The following is a 22,470-nucleotide window of genomic DNA, read 5'->3' on the forward strand; positions in this document are numbered from 1 at the left end:
CTTTTGAGAATTCAGTATTTTGTTTGTGTATGATAAAAAAAAATACTATTTTTAGAAAATCAAACAAAAATCAATTTCATGATAAAATTCTTAAAAGAAAATTATACAAAATCGCATTCATCTAAAAAAAATTCAAACACCAATCTGTCATAAAACTATGAAACAACGTGTCTAATTCTTGAATTCTTTTTTAAGAATTTCTAAAGTTTCTGAAACACTGTATCCTTGTTTTCGAATTTCTTGATATCGAATTATCTTTTGATAATAGTTATCTAATCCTAATTTATGAAAATCAAATTGAAAGAAAATTCCTTTTGCTTTTGTGTAAATCACGTCTTTCGAAAACACATTTGCTTCGATAAAAATCTTTCTTCTTTCTACTTTCTCAATCCATGACACAATATAATGGGTTTGGTATAAAGACACGGGCTTTTTGTATAGAATCTCAAAGTGATGAGTCAAACCAACATATCCAGATAAAAACATAACAGCTCCCATTGCTTCATCCAAAATGCTCGCTAAATACCCACCATGAACGTGATTAGGGGGACCTTCCATTTCTTTCCCAGGTGAAAATTCGAAATAAAATTTTTTTTTATCTTCATCGAAGAAAGCCTTTAAACTTTCTTCTCTACCTTGATGCACGGAACGAATAAAAGAAGAATAGGAAAAAGTTATCAAAATTGCATTCTCGGGTATCATAAAATTACAATATAAAAAATTGATTTTTCAGTCAATTATTAAAAATCAGAGATTTTGAAATTGATTGATTTATCAATCATATTTATTTGTCTCTATGGATTCCGTAAAAACTATTTTTGATGTTTCTCCAAGTAAAGTGGGTCAAGATTGGCATGATTCTTTTTGCTTTGGTTGTGGAACCGAAAATCCTTTTTCCTTGAGGGCAAGTTTTCTTTTCGATGAAGAATTTGGTGAGGTTCATTTTGATTACGTAATCCGTAAAGAATACGGGGGGGCTCCCAATTATGCTCATGGAGGGATCTTAGCCACCTTGCTTGATGAAGCTCAAGGTTGTTTGTGTTTTCATGTGGGGCACGTGGTTATGACCGAAAGCCTCCACATCAAATATCATAAAGCGGTGCCTCTTAATGTTCCTATCAGAATCCGAGCTTGGCTTACAGCCGTTCGAAAAAGAAGGCTCTATACTCGTGGTATCATTTACATCCCAAACAAAGAAACACAAGAACAAGAAATCTATGTCAGCTCGAATGCTAGTTGGTATGTTCTCCCTGAAAAACTCCAAAGAAAAATGTTTTTATCTTATTTTTCAGAAGAAGAAATTGAAAAACAAAAACGTATCTTAGAACTCAATCGGAAAAGAGCTCGAGAGATCAGACTAAGACTACGAAAAAACCGTCATTCAGTTTGAGTGGAACTTTCTTTTGATTTTTTATAATCCGTCATATAAAATCCACTCCCTTTAAACACTATCCCAGCTCCCGTCCCAATCAATCTTTCCACTTCTCCTCCACACGAAGGGCATGTCGTATCTGGCATTGCTTTGATACTTTGGAGCTTATCGTATTGATGACCACATCTCTTACAACGATATGTGTATGTAGGCATGGTCTTATTTTTAATAGGCTTTTTCTGAGGCAATCAAAATTTGTTCTCATACGTCATACGGGTATTACCAAAAAATATATTGAATTCAAGACAAAATCTTGATCCCGAAAATTACTCAAAAACTTTGTTTCTATGGACAATCAATTCGATGTGATTGTTATTGGTTCTGGAATTGGCGGTTTGACATCAGCGTCTCTACTATCTAAACTTTTTGGAAAACGCGTCCTCGTGCTCGAACAACACTTCAAGCCCGGAGGCTTTACTCATATTTTTAAACGCAAAGACTGGGAATGGGACGTGGGCATTCATTACATCGGACAAATGGATTCTGATTCTTTGCCAAGAAAGATCATTGATTTCCTTACGGATGGAAACTTGCAATGGAATAAAATGATAGAACCTTTTGAAGAATTCGTCTATCCAAACTTTCGATTTGAGGTTCATGGCAAAAAAGAAATTTACCAGCAAACCTTGATGGAAGCTTTCCCAAAAGAAAAAGACAACATCTCAGAATACTTCAATGACATAGAAAAAATGAACAAATGGTTCGGTTATCACATCACATGGAAGTCTTTACCAAAGCCTCTTGATTCTCTACCTTCTCCACTGAGTTTTTCAAAGCATGCCTTGATTACAACAAAAGAATATTTGGATTATCGCTTTCGAGATGAACGACTAAAAAACCTTCTGGTCTCAAGATGGGGAAATTATGGACTACCTCCTTCTTATAGTGCTTTTTTGATTCATGCTTTGATCGATGTTCATTATCTTGAAGGTGGATGGTATCCGAATGGTGGTGCCAGCATGATTGCCAAAAGCATTCTCCCATCAATAAAGAAAAATCAAGGAGATGTTTTGTTGTCCCATCGAGTTGATAAAATCCTGATTGAAAACCAAAAAGCAATTGGGGTTGAAGTTTCTTTGCTCCAAGGAGATCACGTAAAAGAAAAAAAAGAGTTCTTTGCAGACATGATCATTTCCAATGTGGGTGCATATAATACCTATCTTCGTCTTCTTCCAAAAGAAAAACTTGATGTCAACCTTCAAAAAGAGCTCCAAAACATCCAAAGTGAACTTAAACATTTCTTGAGTCATTCCACATCAATGTTATCGTTGTATTTAGGTTTGAAAGAGATCCCCCATTTTACAAACGGGCGAAACTACTGGATTTATCGTGATTGGGATCACGACAAAAACTTTCATCAACGAAATGAACTCATTCACGGAAAACCTCAAATGATATACGTGTCTTTTCCTTCGATCAAAAATCCAATGTCAGTTTCACCAACCGCCGAAATCATTGCTCCTATTGATTACGAGCTCTTCGAAAAATGGAAAACCCAAGCATGGAAAAACCGAGATGAAGACTACCAAAATCTAAAGAATCAAATCGCCCATACTTTGATCAACTTCGCAAATGAATTCATACCTAATTTTTCCGACATCGTGGAATATTACGAACTCGCCACACCTCTTTCAAATGAGTTTTTTTCCCTCCATCCCAAAGGAATCATTTATGGATTACCTTGTATTCCTCAAAGATTCAAAAGTAAATATCTTGGACCGAAATCATTCCTACAAAATTTATTTTTGACGGGAGCCGACGTTGGAACTCCAGGCTTCGTGGGTGCCATGATGGGTGGTTTATTTGCTGTTGCAGCAAGCATGGGCATGAAAAACGCAAGCCAACTCCTTAAGACGATAATGAAAAAAAATTGAAGCAACTTTAAATTTAAAAAGTAGGAAGTCTAATTTAACGAATATAAAAGTTTGATTTTAGAAGCTGATGATGTTTTTCTTAAGTAATTATCAAAAAATTCAAGCAGTCTATCTCATAGAAATGCATAAAATTATCAAATCATTTCCTTTACTCGAAAATCTAAATCATGCTAAAAAGCCCTCATAGAAAAATTACTGGGATGCTCACATTCTACAATAACGATTTTGCCAAAATCGCCCTAAACTTAAAGAATATAGATGATCAACAAAAAGAAACCAAAAGCGAAAAAAAAACTACATGCAGCAATTCCTAGAATTCTAAAAGAAAAAACAAAGGAACTACTAATATCGAAATTGGCAGAAAATATGGAGTCTCATTCAAATACATCGAACAACTCATAACTAAAACTCAGGGAGTCAATATAAGCATATTGAATGCTTCTAAAAAAATAAAAAGACTACTTCCAAAAGACTTCAAAGAAGAACAAACTACAATTTGGAGCTTCAAACAAAATGTAATCATAAAACACTCAAAACCCGGAGATTTAGTTATAGATTATTTTTGTGGTGCAGAACCGCATATGAACCAGAACTTCTCGTCGGAGATGCAAGAGACCTTTCGTTTTTGCAAGATAACTCCGTTGATTTGTTCTCATCCTCCCTATGCTAATATCATTCGCTATACGGATTCCAAAGAAGATGATTTATCTTTAATGTAGAAGATTTTCTGAATAAAATGCGTAAAGTTGCAAAAGAAAGCTATAGATTTTTGAAAACAATGTGCCATTTTGATAGGAGATATTCGAAGAAAAAAACATGTAATACCGTTAGGATTCAAGTTCATTGATATTTATCTAAAAGCTGGCTTTAGATTAAGAGAACTTATTATCAAACAACAACATAACTGTAGAGCCACAGGCTTTTGGTATAAAAACAGCATAAAACACAATTTTCTTCTACTTGCTCATGAGTATTTATTAATCTTTGAAAATGAACTCCCTCTGAGCGTAAAATTGGATCATCTTGAGGCTACCACCGTGTGGATATTACCAGAAAAAATCTCGAAGAACACCTAAGCAAAAACGTAATCTCGAGGTATTCAAGCGGGAAAGATGATTCCGTCATAAACTTGGTCTCTGATACCAACTCAAAAAAGAGTCCAACGGAAAAAACCACACAAGAAAAAGCCAACTGATTTTTATAAAATCACTTCTTTTTGACCAAACTCCAAACCTTGAGTCGTTTTTTAAAAAGAATGAAAGACATCATAAGTTTACATTTACCATTCCTAAACAAAGGAGAATTCATAGTAATTCAAACTCAAGACAGACGCATAAATACATAGAACCCCTTGCTAAAAAGATAAAAGATAGTAGATACCCTGACATTTGATAATTTGTGGCTCAAAGAAATCATCGTAATTGTGCCAGATAGCTCAAGTTCAGATCAACAGAAACCGACGGATTACCTCAAAATCGTTCATCAATATTTGTTAGTTTATGAAGTAAATTTAGACAAAAAGCTGTGATGAAAAGAATGAGGTGATTATTTACTTAATTCCAAAAAGTTCTTTTACTAATTCATCATTTTTTTCTTCGAGGTTTTTAATTTCTTTTTCATTATCAGTTTTTTTAAAGTCGTGGCATTTTTTTGAATTTTCAGAAAGCTTTTTGTGAAGGGGATTTTGGGAATCAAACTTAGGTATACCAACGTATTCCATTACAGAAGGAGAACCAAAACCACGACCAGCAGAAGAATAGGATTTGATAAAATCCCGCACGGGTTTAGAATTTAGAATAGCGCAAAGGTAATGAGCTTCGTCTTCGTTATCTGTCGGAATAAATGCTGTAGTACCCAAAGGAATAATGGTTTTGTATCCAATTGGAGTGTTTTCTACAGAAATGACTGCTGCAACTATGTCATTCGACATTCTTTTCCAAACAACTTTAAACTTACTCATCGTATGATTTGAAACTCCCAAGATTGCATAGAATGATGTTTTCTTAGCCAAATCTTGTAGTGCTTTTGATTTTCTTAAAAGTAAGAGTTCTTTAAATTTTGTTAAATATTCGTATGTTCTAGGACAGTTTTTTTTCATTATATCTTCGGGATACGGTTCACGTTTAGTTGGATCCTGAGTGAGTAGAACGAATATCTCTGGTTGTGCTTTCCATCTTTTTATATCACGACCTCGAAGAGCTGGATAAACTAAATCTTGCTCAATTCGATAAATTGATTTTGATATTTTCACTTTTCCCTCTTCTGGTAGATTTTCAATTATAACCTCGTTTGAAGATAAAACATTTTTAATTTTTAACAAGAAGACTCCATACGGTTCAATATTGGCTCCTGTATAAGCTTTATATTGATTTTTACCCTGAATCTTATAAGAAACATCGTTTTCTGAATAATGTTGCCATGATCCAAAATTAGAATCAATTGGCTTGGCATTAAATCTTTCTTTTCTTAAAAGTGGTTCAACTTCGCTAAATAATTTATCAGGAGAAATTTTACCAGCTCCTTTTTTCTTACTCCAAACAAAATACTCTACGGGATAGGTGGTTTTTTCTCCTTTTTGTAAAACTATCATAGCAGTTTTATTGGCGGCTTTTTCGAAGGGTTTTAGGGAAACCAAATCATGAACTTTTAATACTTTAAGAAATTTACCATTTTTCAACTGAAACCTTCTAAAACCTTCACCTGCACCTTTCGCTTTAAAAACTTCTTGTGTAATCAAAAATGCCAACTTTGCGCCATCTTTCAAATAACAATCAGAAGAAACATAGGTAAAAAGCTTAGAAAAATCTTTAACTCCACCTCCAAGGCGAACCTCGTATCCTTTTAATGAAAACAGATGATAATCTACCCAAAGTTGTTTTGTTGCTTTTCGATAATCCTGAGATAGATAATCCCATCTGATCCATGGTGGATTGCCTACGACAAAATCAAATTTTCCTGCCATTACAGGAGCAAAAGCATTCTTGAGAAACCTCATCCATATACTATTTTTGTTTTGTTTATCGAGCTCTAAAATTTGACTATAAAATGATTTAATGATCTCTCTGTTTTGTGGAAAAACCAATTTTTCTTTTTCTAATTTCTCGATAGCTTGATCCACTGAAAATCGATTTTTTACCATTGCTTCTATGATTTGAGTTGCACGATTGAGAGAATTCCCAAGGTCTCTAATCCAATCTGCGGGAATTTGAAATTTTCCTACCGAAGTCGTAATTTCTAAAAACTCACCGTATAGATTGACATCAGTTCTTGTAGGAGTTAAAACTGAATCTGTTAGATACACAGGAATCTCAATATTTTTACTTTTATCCAAAAACTCATGAAGTAAATCCCCCATTGCAAACAAATAATTCGTTCGAGAAGCAATAACGGCTAAGGGATTTAAATCAAATCCCCAGATGTTTTTAAATATATTTTCAGCAATTTCTTTTGCTTGTTTCTTTTTTTTTCTTCCATATTCGATAGCACGTTGGATAGCCAAAACTAAAAATGTCCCAGAACCACATGCAGGATCCAATAATCTTTTCTCCATATCACCATCATAACCTATTTCATTTAATAATAATTCTGCTAACCAATCGGGTGTGTAATATTCTCCCAAACGATGACGAACTTCTTGAGGAACCAGATATTGATAAAGTTTTTTTAGTAAGTCACGTGTATAGCTTGACTCTATTATACTTGTTGCTGGTTCGAATTCAGAAATGGCTCGAAATATTTCTCTTAGATTGTCTTTTAATTCTTTTGAGTCAAAAGCATCCAAATACCATCGAAAAAAATCTCCTTCTAAAAAATTAGTGATCCCTTTTTTTGCGTAGATTCCCCCATTTTCTATGTCCTCGAGTTCTCTTTTTAAGTCATCATCAGAAAGATGAGTAAATTTTGTTGCCAAGGAGGAACTAAATTTTGTTTCCTGCATTGTTACAAGTTCAGCAACCAATACCTTCATCAAAAAAGCAAAGTAAGTATGGATGGAAAACATTAATTCTTGTATATCTACTGATGAACTTACTCTATAAGCTCTCTGGATTGTTTCTTTTTCTATGTTTGAAAACTGCTCACCATAGATAATTCCAAAAATCCTTTTCCATTCATCAAAGAAGGTTTGAATACGTGTTTGGTTTCCCCAATTTTTCAAAGCATTCACAAATGCCGAAATCACTTTAGATGCAAGTTCGCTCTGAGGACCGAACTTCTGGGCTAATTTCTCAGCAGTGAGAGGAAGCCGAGATAAAGATCGTAAATATATCAAAAAGGTTTTTGCACTCTCTAAATTGAACTCATAACTATCAATGGCATCAGGTTCTTTAATCCATTTGCCATCTTTGTTTTTTACAAAGAAGATTTTTTCTCCATCAAAACCAATACCTATCAGCGAGTTTTTTTTTGTTTTATTCATTATATCATTTAAATAACTAACTAACTGGTCATAAGTGCTATCCACATTCTTTTTTGAAGAAAAGGCTCTAGGAGATTTGTATTCGATAATCAGGTGCCCATGAACTGCATCAATACGACCACTATAAACATGTTTCTCATACTCCGGTTTTGATTTAAGATTTAATTCGTTTTTTATGGGTTCTAAAAGTTTTTCGAATTGAATTCGTAAATCTTCTTCTGTTTTAGCAACTCGAAGGATTTCCTCAGCTCCCCTAACAATTCCGTTAGCTAAAACTAATAGTGTCTCAACCATATTTTAATAATCTATTTTTCTTCAAGTTATCTAAAAAATTTTTAATTTCACTTAACTATTGTAAAACCTTATTGTCAAATATGCTTATATCTTCATAGAAAAATTCAAATACCCACCCCACAATAACAACTTTCTCAGAATAACTCCGATGATAAAAAAGGACATGGCGATGACAAAATTACTAAAAACACCTCATTAACTCACAACCTTCGAAACAAAATCATTCCCTCAAACGAAGAATTGATCAGTGATTATGCTTGAAAATTTTCTGATTGCATCACTCCACACTCCAAAAAGAGATACTTCTTTGGTTTTTGGATGGTAAATATTAACTGATTTTGTTTTTTCGGATTTGGAGCTACAAGGTCTTTCCACCCTGACATGTTGGTAATAAGATGTTATTGTCAATAAGGATTCATAAAAACTTTACAAGTTTTCGCTTACAAGCGATGCTTGAGATAATCCATGAAAAACCTCATCAAAAATATTAACCATATTAAGGGTTCTTTTGAACATTTCTTGTAATCTTTGAGTAAATTTTTGATGCTTGAAGATAAGGTATTTAAGGTATGTTATAGGCTAAAGCTTTTCATTTTATCTTAACCTCTTCAATACTGCTTTTTGAATCACAGAGAATCGATCTTTAACTCCAAAGTCCTCATACAAATTTTCCGTGAGAGAACCATCCGGATAATTTGTTTTCTCTTGTATTGCCAAAAGTTCTGTCACGACTAGCAGAAATTCTACTGTAAATTCTCCTACTTTGTCTAATTCCTTGAAGAGGTTCAACATGCTCTTGTTTAAAAAACTGAATGCTTGGAGGAAATGAGCTTATAGGTTTTATTGATTTAAACATTGTCAAAATGTGCTCTTTCAATTTTAAGGTTAATGAAGGATTATAGGCATACTTGACATACATCTCTACAATTAAGTGAACGTGAGCAGGTGTGCGCTCTCTCTTGCCAGGTTCTTTAAATCTTACAATAAAATCATATGGAGACTCAGGTTTTCTACCGGGATAAACCATAATTTAGACATTTGCCTTAGTCGTATAGACAAGATCATCTTCTTGTAATTGCCTGACTTTTTGTATTTTATAAGACGACTCCAGATAATAATAAATTATTTTTAACAGGTTAAAAAGTTTTTTCATTACTTTACCTCATAAACGAGTAGATATTGATGAACTATTCTTAAATAACCTCTTGAATCATGTTGGCTTAAATTTGAATCTTCGGTAGTAGCAATTATTATTTCCTTGAGCCATAAATTGTTAAATGTCAATATATCTACAATCCTTTTACCAAGAGGTTCTATATAGCCGTCAATTCTTATGTCTTGGGTCTGAATAACAACAAAACCTCCCTTGTTTAAAGTAGGCAATTGTTGATTTACAAATGCTTTTATTCCTTTTAAATAATATTCTATGTTTGAAAATGATACTTCATTATCTAAAGGAATAAATTTAACAAAAAGTAATTGGTTGTCTTTCTGTGTGTTTCTTTGCAAAGAATTTTCATCAAGCTTGGAATCAGAAACAAGAGTTACAATTAAATAGTTCTTTCCTCCTGAATACCTATCAATTACATTTTTATTTAGATATTCTTCAAAATTCTTCTCTGGAAAGTTCCAAACTGTTGTAGTCTCAAACCGCTCTAATCTTCCTTTTAGCGAAGGCCTCTCTACCAAAAAAGAAAACAAACCATAGTCTATCTCTTTTTCCCTCACATTTGTAGAAGTAGGTACTTTGGGTTTTTCAAAGATGGGTAGATACTCATGGGCTAAGAGAAGAAAATTATACTTTCTACTATTTTTGTACCAAAAACCTGTAGTTTTGCAATTATGTTGTCGCTTTATGACGAGCTCTCTTAATTTAAAGCCGACATCTAAATAAACATTTATAAGCTTGAATCCTAATGGAATCACGTGTTTTTTTCTTCTAATATCTCCTATCAAAATAGCACATTGTCTCCCAGGCTTTAGAACTCTAAAACTTTCTCTTGCAACTTTTGACATTTCTTTTAAGAAATCATCTACATTAAGAAACGATAAGTCTCCTTCTTTGGCATCAGTGTAATGGATAATGTTGGCATATGGAGGATGAGAACAGATTAAATCTACAGAATTATCTTTCAAAAAAGATAAGTCTCTTGCATCACCCACTAATAGCTCTGGTTCATAAATCTTCAAATTGATTTTTTCGTCAAAAAAACTTAACTGTTTTGATTGTATACTAAAATCTACATTCTTCTTTGATAGTTCAATAGCTTTATCGTTTATATCAAGTGCAATACACCTTCTTCCTAAGAGTTTGCATTCTACTGCGGTTGTTCCAGCACCACAGAAATAGTCCAGAACTAAATCTCCTGGTTTTGAATATTTAAGAATTACATTTCTTGGGATATAAGGTGTCCAGTTACCTCTATATTCTCCGCTATGAGTTGCCCAGTTACCCCTTTGTTTAAAACTCCAGACTGTAGTTTGTTCATCTCTGAAATCTTTGGGATATAATCTTCTTATTTTTTTAGGTACATTTAAACTGCTAATATTAAGTCCTTGCGTTTTGGTAATAAGTCGCTCAATATACCTGAATGTTACCCCGTATTTCTGACCAATTTCTAAATCAGGAGTTCCTTTTGCTTTTTCTTTCAAGATCGCGTCTTGAAGTTCCTTCTCAGTTTTAAAATTCGCATTCTGATTAGTCATCTTGGATCCTCTGGTTTTTTGCTAATAATCACGCTTTCTTCCCTCATTACCCTATTGCAAGCACCTAACGGAGGATTGAATATCAATTTTTCAAACTTAAATCCAACTTCTTCACTGAATTTTTTAGTTGTCAAGTTGTGGGGATTTTTTCCCATTGACTGTACTTTCTCCAATTATGATCGCTAACTTACCACCGGGTTTTAATGCCCAAAATATGTTTTTTACCGCTTCTTTTAAGTCCTCATAATACAAGGCAACCCTTGGAGGTAATCCAGTATAGTTGCTCTTTGGATATACATTGCACGGCTTTATAAAAAATATTGAAGAAAAAGTTTAAGGTTTTTAAATTAAATTGCTTGCCTTGTAAAGAATTGACGATTCAGAGTTTTTTACAGCTAAAGAATTAGCTAAAAAATTAAGAGTAAATATAATGACAATTTACCGCTATATTAAAGCGAGGAAATTAAAAGACTATAAAATAGGCAAAGAGTTTAGAATTGAAAAAAAAGAATTCCAAAGGTTTTTAGAAAAAATCAAAATGAAATAAAATTTATGAGCAATAAAAATAATCAATCAATTTTTGAAAAAAATATCCAAAGAGGTATTGAAGCAAAAATTATATCTTTTAACGAAGACAAATCAAAGATTACCTATTACGCTTCACGAGATTTTACAACAAGCTTTAAAAAACCAGAAGAACTGGTGAGAGCATCCTACTTTGTTGAATTAGTTCTAGATTATAATTACTCTCCAAAACGAATAGATTTTGAAGTAATTGTTCCGAGACGAAAACCAGAAGATAGAGCAGATATTGTGGTTTATGAAGACGATGAATTAAAAAAACCTTATTTGGTAGTTGAATGTAAAAAAGAAAAAATCTCTGATGCCGAATTTAAACAAGCCATAGAGCAGGCATTCGGCAATGCTAATAGTTTAAGGGCTAAGTTCGCTTCTGTAGTCGCAGGCACAACCAAAACTGCTTTTGATGTAGCTGGTTTTAAACCCAGCGAAAGAGAAAAAAATGTTATCTCAGATATTCCAGTTAAATATGGCAAAACTCCTAAGTATAGATTTATTAAAGGTGAGGAAAATAAAGAATTGAAGACCGTTTCAAGAGAAGAACTTATACAAATATTAGAAAAAGCTCACGATACCGTTTGGCAAGGTGGAAGATTGGCCCCTACAACTGCCTTTGATGAAATTTCAAAACTTTTATTTTGTAAATTAAAAGATGAAAAAACAACGCCTAAAGGAAAACCTTACGATTTTCAAATTGGCACTCACGAGTCGCCCGAAGAAGTTTTTAATAGAATAAATAAAATCTATCAAAAAGCTAAACAAGAGGATGAAGAAGTTTTTAAAGAAGGTATAAGATTAGAGCCGAAAATTGTTTATAATGTTGTAGAACATTTACAGTCTCTTGCCTTAAATAAAATTGATTTAGATACCAAAGGTGTGGCTTTTGAAAGATTTATTGAAGATTTTTTCAGGGGTAAAATGGGACAATATTTTACTCCAAGACCCATTATTCAGTTTTGTATAAAAATGATGAATCCTCAAAAAGATGATAAGGTTTTAGATCCCGCCTGTGGAAGTGGTGGATTTTTGCTTAATGCAATGGATAATGTGAGACACTACGCAGAGGAAAATTATGATGAACGGGAAGCATGGGAACATTGGCATAATTTTGCTAAAAATAATGTCTACGGTATTGAAATAAATGACCAGATAGCCAGAGTTTGTAAAATGAATATGATAATTCACGATGACGGACACACAAACATTATAAACACTGATGCTTTAAGTGATTTTGAAGATATAAATAAAATGCATAAAGGATTTAAAAAAGACCATTTTGACGTTATTTTAACTAATCCTCCTTTTGGAGCGGCTATTAAAAGAACCGAGAAAGATTATTTAGACAAATACGAATTAGGCAAAGGAAGAGAAAGTCAAAAAACCGAAATCTTATTTATTGAACGGTGTATTGATTTTGTTAAGCCAGAAACGGGAAAAATTGCTATTGTTTTGCCTGATGGCATTTTAACCAATTCATCTTTGCAATATGTCAGAGACTTTATAATGGAAAAGTGTCAGATTTTAGCGATTGTCTCGCTTCCCCAGTTTGCTTTTAAACATTTTGGAGCGGGAGTTAAGTCTTCTTTGGTATTTTTAAGACGAAAAGGCGAAAAAGAAAAATTAGAAAAATATCCCATCTTTATGGCAATAGCTGAACACATTGGCTATGACGCTACTGGCAGAGAAGACCCGATAAATGATTTAGATAAAATTGCCCAAGAATATCAAAAATTTTTGAAAAATCCTAAAAACTATGACGGATGTGAAAGATAAAAATCAAATGTGTTTTGTAGTCTGGAGTGATGAGATTGAGGGAAGATTGGATTGTTATTTTTACAAACCAGAATTTACTAAGATAGATAAAGAGGTAAGAAAAATTACAGATAAAACATTGGGCGATTTTGTATTATCTATTGCTGGAGGGGCGACGCCTGATATTAAAAAATTCTAAAAATGGAATACCGTTTTTAAGAGTTCAAAACATAACACCTGAAGGTCTTAATTTACAAGATATTAAATACATAAATATAGCAACCCATAATGGAATGCTTAAAAGGAGTCAGGTAAAAGAATTTGACCTGATAACAAAAATTACGGGTGTCGGTAGAATGGCAGTTTCTGCAGTTGCTCCGAAGGAATTTGAAGGTAATATAAATCAACATCTTGTAGTAATAAAAACTAAAAATGAGCAAACAAGCAAAACTTTAGCTACTTTTCTAAATTCTGATATTGGTGAAAAATTGGCTAAAAAACGTTCAACAGGAGGGACAAGACCAGCTTTAGATTATACAGCATTAAAATCAATTCCAGTAATTTTCAAACCAGAAATCGTTGAAATAATGGAATCTGCTTACAAACAAAAAAAAGAAAAAGAAGCGGAAGCGGAAAAATTGTTAGCTTCAATAGATGATTATGTTTTAGAAATGCTGGGCATAAAAATGCCAGAAATAAAAGATAAAATGTGCTTTGCAGTGGATTCAGAAGAAGTAAAAGGCAAGAGGATAGATGCTTATTATCACAAACCAAATCTTAAAGAAATAAAAAAAGCATTTGAGAAAGGAAAATATAAAACAGTAAAAGTCAAAGATTTCTTAGCAAAAATTAAAAAAGGAATTGAGGTGGGGTCAAAATCTTATGTTTCCGATGGCGTGCCATTTGTAAGAGTAGTAGATATTGATGATTACAAAATAAATATAGATACAGACAAAAAAATTAGTTTTGATTTATATAAAAATCTAAAAGATGAATATAACCCCAAAAAAGGCGAATTGTTATATTCCAAAGATGGAACGATTGGTTTGTGTGTTGTGGTAGAAAAAGAAATGGATTTTATAATAAGCGGGGGGATTTTAAGATTAGAGGTTAAAAAAAATATAAATAATTTTTATCTCAAAACAGTTTTATCAAGCAAAATTTTAAAACTGTTAGCCGAAGCTGAAAGTATTGGACAAATAATAAAACATCTTCTACCAGAAAAATTTTTAAATCTCCCAATCCCTCTTCCTCCTCTTGAAATTCAAAACCAAATCGCCGAAGAGGTTAAAAACCGAATTGAAAAAGCAAAGAAATTAAAAGAAGAAGCTAAAAATATCGTTGAAATGGCAAAAAAACAAGTTGAAGAAATAATCTTAAAGTAAATTATGAAAGCCATAATTTTAGCCAGAGTATCAACTGAAGAACAAAAAGAAGCGGGTAATTCTTTATCAACTCAGCAAGCACGATTGCGAGCGTATATAAAAAGAAATTCCGATTTAGAACTCATTAAAGAGTTTATTTTCGATGAATCGGCTTACAAAGAACATCGGAAAGAATTTAATAAAGTATTAGATTTTATTAGAAAACAAAAAGAGGTTGTGGCTTTGTGCTGTGATAAAGTTGATAGGTTGTGTAGAGATTTTTTAGTGGGGTTGCCTGCTTTGGAAAAATTAAGAAGAATTCCTAAGGACATGTTTAACAAAAAGCTAAAAGAGTATAAAGAAAAACGGGTAGAAATTGAGGCAAGAATGAGACAATAATACATGATGCGGATGAAAACTTCAATTTAACGGCAAATACGGTCTAAAATTTAGCTAAAAAGGCTTATGAGATATTTCAGTGTTCTGAAGTAGAAGAAAAAAGGCAACTTTTGAATTTATTACTTCAGAACGCTACTTTAGAGGGCAAAAAACTCAAATTTAAAATCCCTTTGATGTGATTTTGGAAGCCTCAAAGTGTCCTATATGGCTCCCCAGGCAGGACTCGAACCTGCGACCTGGTGGTTAACAGCCACTCGCTCTACCGGCTGAGCTACTGGGGAGTGTGAGTGTTTGGTAAATACCATTTAAGAACATTGTTTTTTTCTGTCAATCAAAAAAGCGAAAAAAACGAAGATTTTGTTTTATTGAGATTGTTGGTTGACTTGGTTCTTTATAGAGAATTTTTATCGTATGGATGTAAAAACTTTTCTTCTTGTTTTTGGGACGATCTTTTTGGCTGAGATTGGGGATAAAACCCAGCTTGCAACTTTACTTTATGCCACAGATAAAAACGTCAATCCTTGGATTGTGTTTTTGGGAGCTTCTTTGGCTTTGATTCTGACAACGGCTATAGGAACTTTTCTTGGGAGTTTGGTTTCTCAATACATTTCTCCAAAATACTTAAAGTTTGTTGCTGGAATTTTGTTTATTCTTGTTGGGATTTGGACGATTTTATCGAAATAAGTTATAATTTTTAATAAAATAATTTTATAAATTATCTTAATAAATTTTTACTGCTATTTTTTATAAAAACCGAATTCAATTTTATAAAAGTTAGTTTCTATTTTCCGATAATCAACTTACATTCAATGGAATCAAAAATCTAACTTCTTTCTTAACCTATGGAACTAAATCAAGAACAGTGGGAAGCAGTGCATTCAATAGAAGGTCCTGTTTTAGTCTTTGCAGGAGCTGGGAGTGGGAAAACACGAGTGATTGTTCATCGCATCCAAAACATGATCGAAAAAGGTATTCCCCCTCAATCCATTGTAGCTGTTACATTCACTAATAAAAGTGCCAAAGAAATGAAAAAAAGATTAAGCCAAATTTTACCCAAAAAGAATTTACGGGGAATGGTGGTTTCTACGTTCCATTCGCTTGGAAACAAAATCCTACAATCAGAAATTGAAATTATAGGTTATCGAAGACCTTATACGATTTTCGATCAAGAAGATAAAATCCAAATATTAAAAAATATTTATAAAGAATTAAAACTAAACGATGATGGGATAGACGATGATTATATTCTCTATTTGATTTCGCTTATAAAAAACTCAAACCTCAAAATCGAAACATGGCTTTATCAAAATGGGTTTTTGGTTAGAAATCTGGATGAAGATACTTTCTTGAAAATTTACAAAAAATATCATGAGTATTTGCTTTCTTTAAATGCAATTGATTTTGATGACTTGATATTACTTCCACTGCGTATGTTTTCTCAATACCCAGTGGTTTTGGAAAAATACCAAAAAAGATATAAATACTTTCTTGTGGATGAATTCCAAGACACCAATCCTTTGCAGTATGCATTCCTTCGGCTTCTCGTTGGAGATCGAAAAAATGTTTGTGTTGTAGGGGATGATGATCAATCCATTTATGGTTGGCGTGGAGCTGATGTTTCCATCATCCAGAACTTCAAAAAAGATTATCCTCATGCCAAAATAATCATACTTAACAAGAATTATCGTTCTACACAAATCATAATCGATGCTGCTTATTCTCTCATCAAAAACAACCTCAATCGGGTTGATAAGAAAATCATCTCAATGAACAAAATGGGAGGGAAAATCAAAATCATAGAGTGCTACGACGAAAAAGAAGAAGCTGAAAAAGTCGCCGAAATCATACTAAAAAAAATCACAAGAGAAAAACGAAACGCAGGAGATTTCGCCATCCTTTTTCGAACAAACTATCAAGCACGTCCTTTTGAAGTAGAATTACGAAAACGCGGGATTCCTTACCAAGTCGTGGGTGGATATCGTTTTTTCGATCGAAAAGAAGTAAAGGACCTCTTAGCCTATTTAAGGGCAATAGCCAATCCCCATGACGAAATCAGCTTGCTAAGAATCATCAACTTTCCTAAACGAGGGATTGGAGAGTCCACCATCAAAAAAATCCATGAATTTATTATTGAATATGAAACCACGAACCAAGAAAAACTGAGCTTCTATCAAGCTTTACAATTTATGGTTCAAAATGAAGAGTTGTTTCAGAATCTCCAAAAGCAAATCCTTGCCATCAAGGAATTTTTGGAATTGTTGGAAACCTACCGAAAGGAGTTTGCCATCAGTCGCAGTTTATCCCAAACCTTACGAAAACTCATCCAAGAGTTAAAACTCGAAGAAGAATACCAAAAAGAAGAAAAAGAAGAAGTAGCAAAAGCGAAGATCTATAACCTTTCTGAAATTGTTAATATGCTTGCTTATTTCGAAGAAGAATGGGATGAGGTCCAACCTCCTTCATTATTTGATTTTCTCTCAAGGGTGAGTTTACTGAGCTCGGATAGCGAAGTCGAGGATATTCAAAAAGGTCGGGTTCAACTTCTAACCTTGCATTTATCGAAAGGGCTGGAATTCCCTGTAGTATTTTTGTGTGGAATGAATGAAAAGATCTTTCCTTCAGAACGAGCCCTCTTGGAAACCAACGACGAAAACCGCTCTTTAGAAGAAGAAAGAAGATTATGTTATGTGGGAATTACCAGAGCAAAAGAAGAGCTGTTTCTTTCCTATTCGTTGTATCGTAAACGATTTGGTGAGGAAATCCCTTTTGAACCATCAAGGTTCTTGAATGAAATCCCCGAAGAGTTCGTAGAATATGAATATATCACCAATAAAAAATCAGCTTCATTAGACAAATCCGAAATAGATGATGTTAAAATCCTTTTAAATGAACTCAACAATCTCTTGATTAGTTAGAAGAGTATTTCCAACAATAAACAATATGCTGATCGAATGAAATAGGTTTGGGTTCGTTTTTACACAACTCAAACCGATAACTACATCGGTTTTCAAACCTACATCCTTTGGGATAAAGCTCAGGAGGAGGCACTTGTCCCGGTATGCCTTGAATGGTTTTTTCTACGTCCAAGTCGGGAATGGCTTTTAATAAACCTTGACTATAAGGATGGAGGGGTTGATTAAGAAAGCGTTCGACGTCAGTTTGCTCGACGATCTTTCCTGCATACATTACAGCTAATCGATCTGCATATTGAGCCAAAAGCCCCATGTTGTGGGTGATCAAAAGAATGGTTGCGTTTTCTTCTTCTTGGAGTTCCTTAAGGATGTTCATGATTTGTGCTTGGACGGTGACGTCTAAAGCGGTTGTGGGTTCATCGGCTATCACCAACTTGGGTTTTAGTAAGATTGCAAGTAAAATTACTATTCGCTGGAGCATACCACCTGATAACTGATGAGGATAAGACCGCAAAATGGTATCCACTTGAGGAAAATTCATTTTTTTTAGCAAATCAACAACGCGATTCTCAAAAGAAATTTGCTTTTTTTTGAATTCTTCTTTGTGGAATATGTAGAGTTCCTTTAGATGATGTTCTACGGTATAGAGGGGGTTTAGTGCCATGAAGGGTTCTTGAAAAATCACACCAATTTCAGCTCCTCGAATTTTTCGGATTTCTTGTTCTGAAAGTTGATCCAACCGAATTTCTGTCCCATTAAGATATAGGGTGATTTCTCCTGAAAGAATTTTTCCATTGGGTTCTGGGGGCATCCTCACAATCCCCATTGATGTAAGGGTCTTCCCACAACCTGATTCTCCGACAAGTCCGAAAATTTCTCCTTCGAACAAAGAAAAGCTCACATCATCAACAATAGAAATAAGTTTATCAGACTGAATACCAATAGAAAGATGTTCTACTTTCAATGCAAGATTATCTTTTTTCTTTTTCATAGAGGGTTTTTAAATACTCTGGAACAAACTCGTAAAAATATTTTTGTATCTTTAGGTAAACTTCTTTTTTGAATTCTATTATGCTGTTGACTAAAACATCGATGTCCATCCACTTTAGGGTTCGAAATTCTCGATGATGAGATGAATTGAGATCTAAACTTTGGATGTCTCCATCCCAATGAAAGAAAAACCATTTTTGTGTTTGCCCACGATATTTTTTTAAGTGTTCAGGAATGTGTTCAGGAAAGTCATAAGAAAGCCACTCGGGTATTTCAAAAACAGGCTTTTGGAGTTTTAACCCCGTTTCTTCGTAGAGTTCTCGGATGGCGGCATCTTCTGGATTTTCTCCTTCATCAATCCCACCTTGTGGGAGTTGGTAATTCTCTGGATGATCGACTCGATCTCCAACCAAAACCTTCATCTGGGAATTAAACACCAAAATCCCCACATTTTTACGATAGGGTTTTTCTTGATTTTTCATCTTTGTGTTCAAAAATTTCTTCTCTTTTTGTTTTTGCAAAGTGTTTTTAAGTTTGAGACTTCACGAAGCATTTAATTTTCCTTTGTTTAGATAAATCATATCAAAAAGAATTTCTAAGAAAATTGATTCTTATAATAAAGAAATTTTATAAATTTCATTTATAATAAATTGATTTTAAAATCTAAATTTACTTTACGTTGGCTTTCACACAAAAAGAAATGTAAAAACAAAAAAGGAGACGTATTATGGTGACGATTGATCTTAAAGACAAAACAGCCATCATCACAGGCTCTGCACGAGGGATAGGGAAAGCCATAGCCGAAAAATTAGCTCAAGCAGGAGCAAAAGTCGTAATCAATGACATTTTAGAAGAACAAGCAAAACAAACCGCCGAAGAAATCGCAAACAAATACCAAGTAGAAACTTTATATTTTGCGTGTGACATTTCGAAAGAAGAAGAAGCAAATAAGTTGATTGAGCTCTGCAAAGAAAAATGGGGAAAAGTTGATATTCTTGTGAATAATGCAGGTATCACACGGGATACACTTCTTTTACGTATGACTAAAGAACAATGGGATCAAGTCATCAACGTGAATCTTACGGGAACGTTTCTTTGCACCAAAGCTGCTTTTAAGGTCATGATGAATCAACGAAGCGGTGTGATTATCAATATTTCGTCTATTGCAGGGGAAAATGGAAACATTGGACAAGCGAATTACTCTGCATCGAAAGCAGGTGTGATTGGTTTAACCAAGACTGTTGCGATGGAAGGGGCAGCAAGAGGAGTTCGTTGTAATGCCATAGCACCAGGTTTCATTCAAACTGCTATGACAGATGCTATTCCAGAAAAAATCAAACAAAAAATGATCGATAGCATACCTCTTCGAAGACCGGGAATGCCTGAAGATATTGCAAATGCGGTTTTGTTTTTAGTATCAGATTTGGCATCATACATTACGGGCATTGTGTTGGATGTTAATGGTGGGGGTTTTCGTCCTTAATCACAAAAAACAAAAAAACCCACTTTTAAACTTGCCAAATTAATATCGTTCATTTTAATTGCTGTAAACTTTTTTGAAGGAGATGTCTATGACTGATGAGTTGTTCCAAAAGGTTCGATCCATCATAGCACAGCAATTGGGTGCAGAGGAATCAGAAATCACAGAAGATTCCCATTTTATTGAAGATTTAGGAGCAGACTCTCTTGATACTGTGGAATTAGTCATGGCTTTGGAAGAAGAGTTTGGTATTGAAATCTCTGATGAAGATGCAGAAAAAATCCAAACCGTAGGTGATGTAATCAAATACATCAAAGAACATCAAAAATAAGGATTTCAATTGGACCGGTTTTCTTTTTCTATCAATCGATTGAAGATCGTGATAGAAAAAAGAAAATCGGTCTTCCCCTACGTATGCAATACTCAGAGTATGAAAAATTAATCCTTGATAAAGAAAGAATCCAAAAGCTAAAAGAACTATCAAAACATTTAAACATTCGATTTCGAGATTATCGATTGTATGATCTTGCTTTGACTCATAGTAGTTTAGCTAACGAACCGAATTCTCACAAATTAAACAACCAGCGTTTAGAATACTTAGGAGATGCTATCATTGGTTTTATAGTAAATGATTATCTTTTTCGTAATTTTCATCTCAATGAAGGTCAGATGGCGAGAATTAAATCCATTGCTGTATCAGAAAAATCATTGGCAAGTGCAGCAAGAAAACTCCGCTTAGGACAGTACTTAAAGATGAGCAAAGGAGAAAAAAACAGCGGCGGTGCAAGGCGTCCATCAAACTTAGCAGATGCTTTCGAAGCAATGGTTGCAGCAATTTACTTGGATCAAGGAATTGAGGCAGCAAAAAAATTTGTTCTATCAATGCTTGAGGGAAGATTAAAAAAACTCACCAAACCAGGAAAAGCAATCGACCCCAAATCAGCTCTGCAAGAAATCATACAGAAAAAATATCATACACATCCCATCTATGAACTCGTCAGCCAAGAAGGACCGGATCACAAACGTGAATTTGTTTTTCGTGTCATCATCAACGGGATTGAAATCGCACGAGGGAGTGGGAGCTCAAAAAAGAAAGCCGAAAAACAAGCAGCACAAAAAGCTTTAGAAAAAATCAAAAATCAATTCGATGAACTCCTTATATGAATTATCGAGAATTATGGATACCCCTCAAAGAAACTGTTGATAAAAGTTATTATATATACTTGTCTGATAAAATAGAAGAATATTGGCTCCAACAACTCAAAAAAAAACAATACACAAAACATGTAATCATCACAGACGAAAATGTTTATCAATGTTATAAAAAAACAATAGAGTTTTTTGAAGATTCTTTAGGGGAAATTCATACCATCATTCGTCCGGCTGGAGAAGAATACAAACACATCTCGTATTTGCAGGAAGTTTTTGAAGAACTACTTTCAGCTAATGTTGATCGAAAAAGTTGCATCATAGCTTTCGGAGGTGGAGTGATTGGAGATTTTGCTGGCTTTGTGGCATCGACATATCAACGAGGTATTGATTATTACCAAATCCCCACGACTCTTTTAGCTATGGTGGATTCAAGTGTTGGTGGGAAAGTCGCCGTCAATCTAAATATTGGAAAGAACATTGTAGGTTCTTTTTATCAACCGCAGGCTGTATTTTGTAATATCGAGTTCTTGAAGACCCTCCCTGAGAAAGAATGGATTTGTGGTTTAGCTGAAATGCTGAAGCATTCTCTTTTAGACCCCAATGTATACGAAAATTTCAGGGTCCAAGTAAAGAATCAACCTAACTATCGGGAATGGGATAAGGAAAGATGGTTTCAGATGATTTTTGAGTCAATCCAAGTGAAAGCCAGGGTGGTTTCAAAAGACGAAAAAGAAACGGGTCTTCGTTCCATTTTGAATTTAGGACATACTGTTGGGCATGCCATTGAGTCTTATACCCACTACAAGGCACTAAATCATGGAGAAGCGGTGAGCCGAGGACTGGTTTTTTCTCTTCTGTTGTCGAACGAAAAATGGGGACTCGGGGATGAAATCATAAACGAAGTTTTTGATTTGATGAAGTTATTGAAACTACCTATGGACACGTATAACATTAGTTCCGAAGAGCTGATACCTCACTTGTTCTATGATAAAAAAAATCAAGGAGGCAAAGTAAAAGAAGTATATCTCAAAGAGATTGGAGAACCCATCTATAACCAAGAGTTATCGTTAGATAATTTTCGAAACACATGGCAAAGGCAAAAGCAACTCTTTGGCTAAT

23 protein-coding genes and 1 tRNA gene are annotated in these 22,470 nt (G+C 34.0%); 14 read left to right on the forward strand and 10 right to left on the reverse strand.

Annotated elements, in window-relative coordinates; translation table 11 throughout:
* Nucleotides 1–171 precede the first annotated feature (171 nt).
* Nucleotides 172–702 carry a PaaI family thioesterase gene (locus tag NZ853_10135; GenBank protein ID MCS7206043.1) on the reverse strand — a complete coding sequence of 177 codons (531 nt, stop codon included), beginning with the start codon at nt 700–702 and terminating at the stop codon, nt 172–174.
* 94 nt (nt 703–796) lie between these two features.
* Here NZ853_10135 and NZ853_10140 point away from each other — a divergent pair, with 94 nt between their 5' ends.
* On the forward strand, nt 797–1,390 hold the full coding sequence (locus tag NZ853_10140) for a PaaI family thioesterase (protein ID MCS7206044.1): 594 nt from the start codon (nt 797–799) through the stop codon (nt 1,388–1,390).
* Here the strand turns inward: NZ853_10140 and NZ853_10145 are convergent.
* Nucleotides 1,378–1,587, reverse strand: a complete 210-nt coding sequence (locus tag NZ853_10145; GenBank protein MCS7206045.1) for a zinc ribbon domain-containing protein — start codon at nt 1,585–1,587, stop codon at nt 1,378–1,380. The genes NZ853_10140 and NZ853_10145 overlap by 13 nt on opposite strands.
* A 132-nt stretch (nt 1,588–1,719) precedes the next feature.
* Between NZ853_10145 and NZ853_10150 the strand changes: the two genes are divergently transcribed.
* The 3 genes from NZ853_10150 (at nt 1,720) to NZ853_10160 (ending at nt 4,382) form a co-directional block, all read left to right on the forward strand.
* A complete protein-coding gene (locus tag NZ853_10150) occupies nt 1,720–3,306 on the forward strand; it encodes an NAD(P)/FAD-dependent oxidoreductase (GenBank protein ID MCS7206046.1) in 1,587 nt (528 codons plus the stop codon).
* Nucleotides 3,307–3,737: 431 nt separating this feature from the next.
* Nucleotides 3,738–4,025: a hypothetical protein gene (locus tag NZ853_10155; GenBank protein ID MCS7206047.1), complete on the forward strand. Its 288-nt coding sequence runs from the start codon at nt 3,738–3,740 to the stop codon at nt 4,023–4,025.
* A 69-nt stretch (nt 4,026–4,094) separates the two neighbouring features.
* The gene (locus tag NZ853_10160; GenBank protein MCS7206048.1) at nt 4,095–4,382 is read left to right on the forward strand and encodes a hypothetical protein; all 288 of its coding nucleotides are present in this window, start codon (nt 4,095–4,097) and stop codon (nt 4,380–4,382) included.
* A gap of 473 nt (nt 4,383–4,855) precedes the next feature.
* On the opposite strand, the gene NZ853_10165 is transcribed toward NZ853_10160, so the two are convergent.
* The 5 genes from NZ853_10165 to NZ853_10185 all read right to left on the reverse strand — a co-directional run bounded on the left by NZ853_10165 (nt 4,856) and on the right by NZ853_10185 (nt 10,878).
* Nucleotides 4,856–8,017 (reverse strand): N-6 DNA methylase, encoded by a 3,162-nt coding sequence (locus NZ853_10165; GenBank protein MCS7206049.1) that lies wholly within the window; start codon nt 8,015–8,017, stop codon nt 4,856–4,858.
* A 251-nt stretch (nt 8,018–8,268) separates the two neighbouring features.
* Nucleotides 8,269–8,400 carry a hypothetical protein gene (locus NZ853_10170; protein MCS7206050.1) on the reverse strand — a complete coding sequence of 44 codons (132 nt, stop codon included), beginning with the start codon at nt 8,398–8,400 and terminating at the stop codon, nt 8,269–8,271.
* Between the two features lie 211 nt (nt 8,401–8,611).
* Nucleotides 8,612–8,809 (reverse strand): hypothetical protein, encoded by a 198-nt coding sequence (locus NZ853_10175; GenBank protein MCS7206051.1) that lies wholly within the window; start codon nt 8,807–8,809, stop codon nt 8,612–8,614.
* 360 nt (nt 8,810–9,169) lie between these two features.
* Nucleotides 9,170–10,723, reverse strand: coding sequence for a DNA methyltransferase (locus NZ853_10180; protein MCS7206052.1), 1,554 nt, complete (start codon nt 10,721–10,723; stop codon nt 9,170–9,172).
* A complete protein-coding gene (locus tag NZ853_10185) occupies nt 10,720–10,878 on the reverse strand; it encodes a hypothetical protein (protein ID MCS7206053.1) in 159 nt (52 codons plus the stop codon). The genes NZ853_10180 and NZ853_10185 overlap by 4 nt, the downstream gene beginning before the upstream one ends.
* A 397-nt stretch (nt 10,879–11,275) precedes the next feature.
* On the opposite strand from NZ853_10185, the gene NZ853_10190 reads away from it, so the two are divergent.
* Genes NZ853_10190 through NZ853_10205 form a run of 4 tightly spaced genes read left to right on the forward strand, consistent with a single transcriptional unit; the run spans nt 11,276 to nt 14,817 of the window.
* On the forward strand, nt 11,276–13,075 hold the full coding sequence (locus NZ853_10190; protein MCS7206054.1) for an N-6 DNA methylase: 1,800 nt from the start codon (nt 11,276–11,278) through the stop codon (nt 13,073–13,075).
* Nucleotides 13,056–13,253, forward strand: a complete 198-nt coding sequence (locus tag NZ853_10195) for a hypothetical protein (protein ID MCS7206055.1) — start codon at nt 13,056–13,058, stop codon at nt 13,251–13,253. The genes NZ853_10190 and NZ853_10195 overlap by 20 nt, the downstream gene beginning before the upstream one ends.
* A complete protein-coding gene (locus NZ853_10200) occupies nt 13,204–14,439 on the forward strand; it encodes a restriction endonuclease subunit S (protein ID MCS7206056.1) in 1,236 nt (411 codons plus the stop codon). The genes NZ853_10195 and NZ853_10200 overlap by 50 nt, the downstream gene beginning before the upstream one ends.
* 3 nt (nt 14,440–14,442) lie before the next feature.
* Nucleotides 14,443–14,817, forward strand: a complete 375-nt coding sequence (locus NZ853_10205) for a recombinase family protein (GenBank protein ID MCS7206057.1) — start codon at nt 14,443–14,445, stop codon at nt 14,815–14,817.
* Between the two features lie 205 nt (nt 14,818–15,022).
* Here NZ853_10205 and NZ853_10210 read toward each other — a convergent pair.
* Nucleotides 15,023–15,098, reverse strand: a tRNA-Asn gene (locus tag NZ853_10210).
* Between the two features lie 130 nt (nt 15,099–15,228).
* Here NZ853_10210 and NZ853_10215 point away from each other — a divergent pair.
* On the forward strand, nt 15,229–15,501 hold the full coding sequence (locus tag NZ853_10215) for a TMEM165/GDT1 family protein (GenBank protein ID MCS7206058.1): 273 nt from the start codon (nt 15,229–15,231) through the stop codon (nt 15,499–15,501).
* 158 nt (nt 15,502–15,659) lie between these two features.
* Complete coding sequence (locus tag NZ853_10220; GenBank protein MCS7206059.1) at nt 15,660–17,732, forward strand: UvrD-helicase domain-containing protein; 2,073 nt, start codon at nt 15,660–15,662, stop codon at nt 17,730–17,732.
* On the opposite strand, the gene NZ853_10225 is transcribed toward NZ853_10220, so the two are convergent.
* On the reverse strand, nt 17,725–18,720 hold the full coding sequence (locus NZ853_10225; protein MCS7206060.1) for an ABC transporter ATP-binding protein: 996 nt from the start codon (nt 18,718–18,720) through the stop codon (nt 17,725–17,727). The genes NZ853_10220 and NZ853_10225 overlap by 8 nt on opposite strands.
* On the reverse strand, nt 18,701–19,201 hold the full coding sequence (locus NZ853_10230; protein MCS7206061.1) for an RNA pyrophosphohydrolase: 501 nt from the start codon (nt 19,199–19,201) through the stop codon (nt 18,701–18,703). Before NZ853_10230 ends, NZ853_10225 begins: the two co-directional genes overlap by 20 nt.
* 245 nt (nt 19,202–19,446) lie before the next feature.
* Between NZ853_10230 and fabG the strand changes: the two genes are divergently transcribed.
* From fabG to aroB, 4 genes are all read left to right on the forward strand, one after another.
* Nucleotides 19,447–20,202 carry a 3-oxoacyl-ACP reductase FabG gene (fabG, locus tag NZ853_10235; protein ID MCS7206062.1) on the forward strand — a complete coding sequence of 252 codons (756 nt, stop codon included), beginning with the start codon at nt 19,447–19,449 and terminating at the stop codon, nt 20,200–20,202.
* Nucleotides 20,203–20,290: 88 nt separating this feature from the next.
* Nucleotides 20,291–20,530, forward strand: a complete 240-nt coding sequence (gene acpP / locus NZ853_10240) for an acyl carrier protein (protein ID MCS7206063.1) — start codon at nt 20,291–20,293, stop codon at nt 20,528–20,530.
* 83 nt (nt 20,531–20,613) lie between these two features.
* On the forward strand, nt 20,614–21,363 hold the full coding sequence (gene rnc, locus NZ853_10245) for a ribonuclease III (GenBank protein ID MCS7206064.1): 750 nt from the start codon (nt 20,614–20,616) through the stop codon (nt 21,361–21,363).
* Complete coding sequence (gene aroB / locus NZ853_10250) at nt 21,360–22,469, forward strand: 3-dehydroquinate synthase (GenBank protein ID MCS7206065.1); 1,110 nt, start codon at nt 21,360–21,362, stop codon at nt 22,467–22,469. Before rnc ends, aroB begins: the two co-directional genes overlap by 4 nt.
* Nucleotide 22,470 lies beyond the last annotated feature (1 nt).

The sequence above is a fragment of the Leptospiraceae bacterium genome (genome assembly GCA_025059995.1).
GTDB lineage: Bacteria > Spirochaetota > Leptospiria > Leptospirales > Leptonemataceae > SKYB61.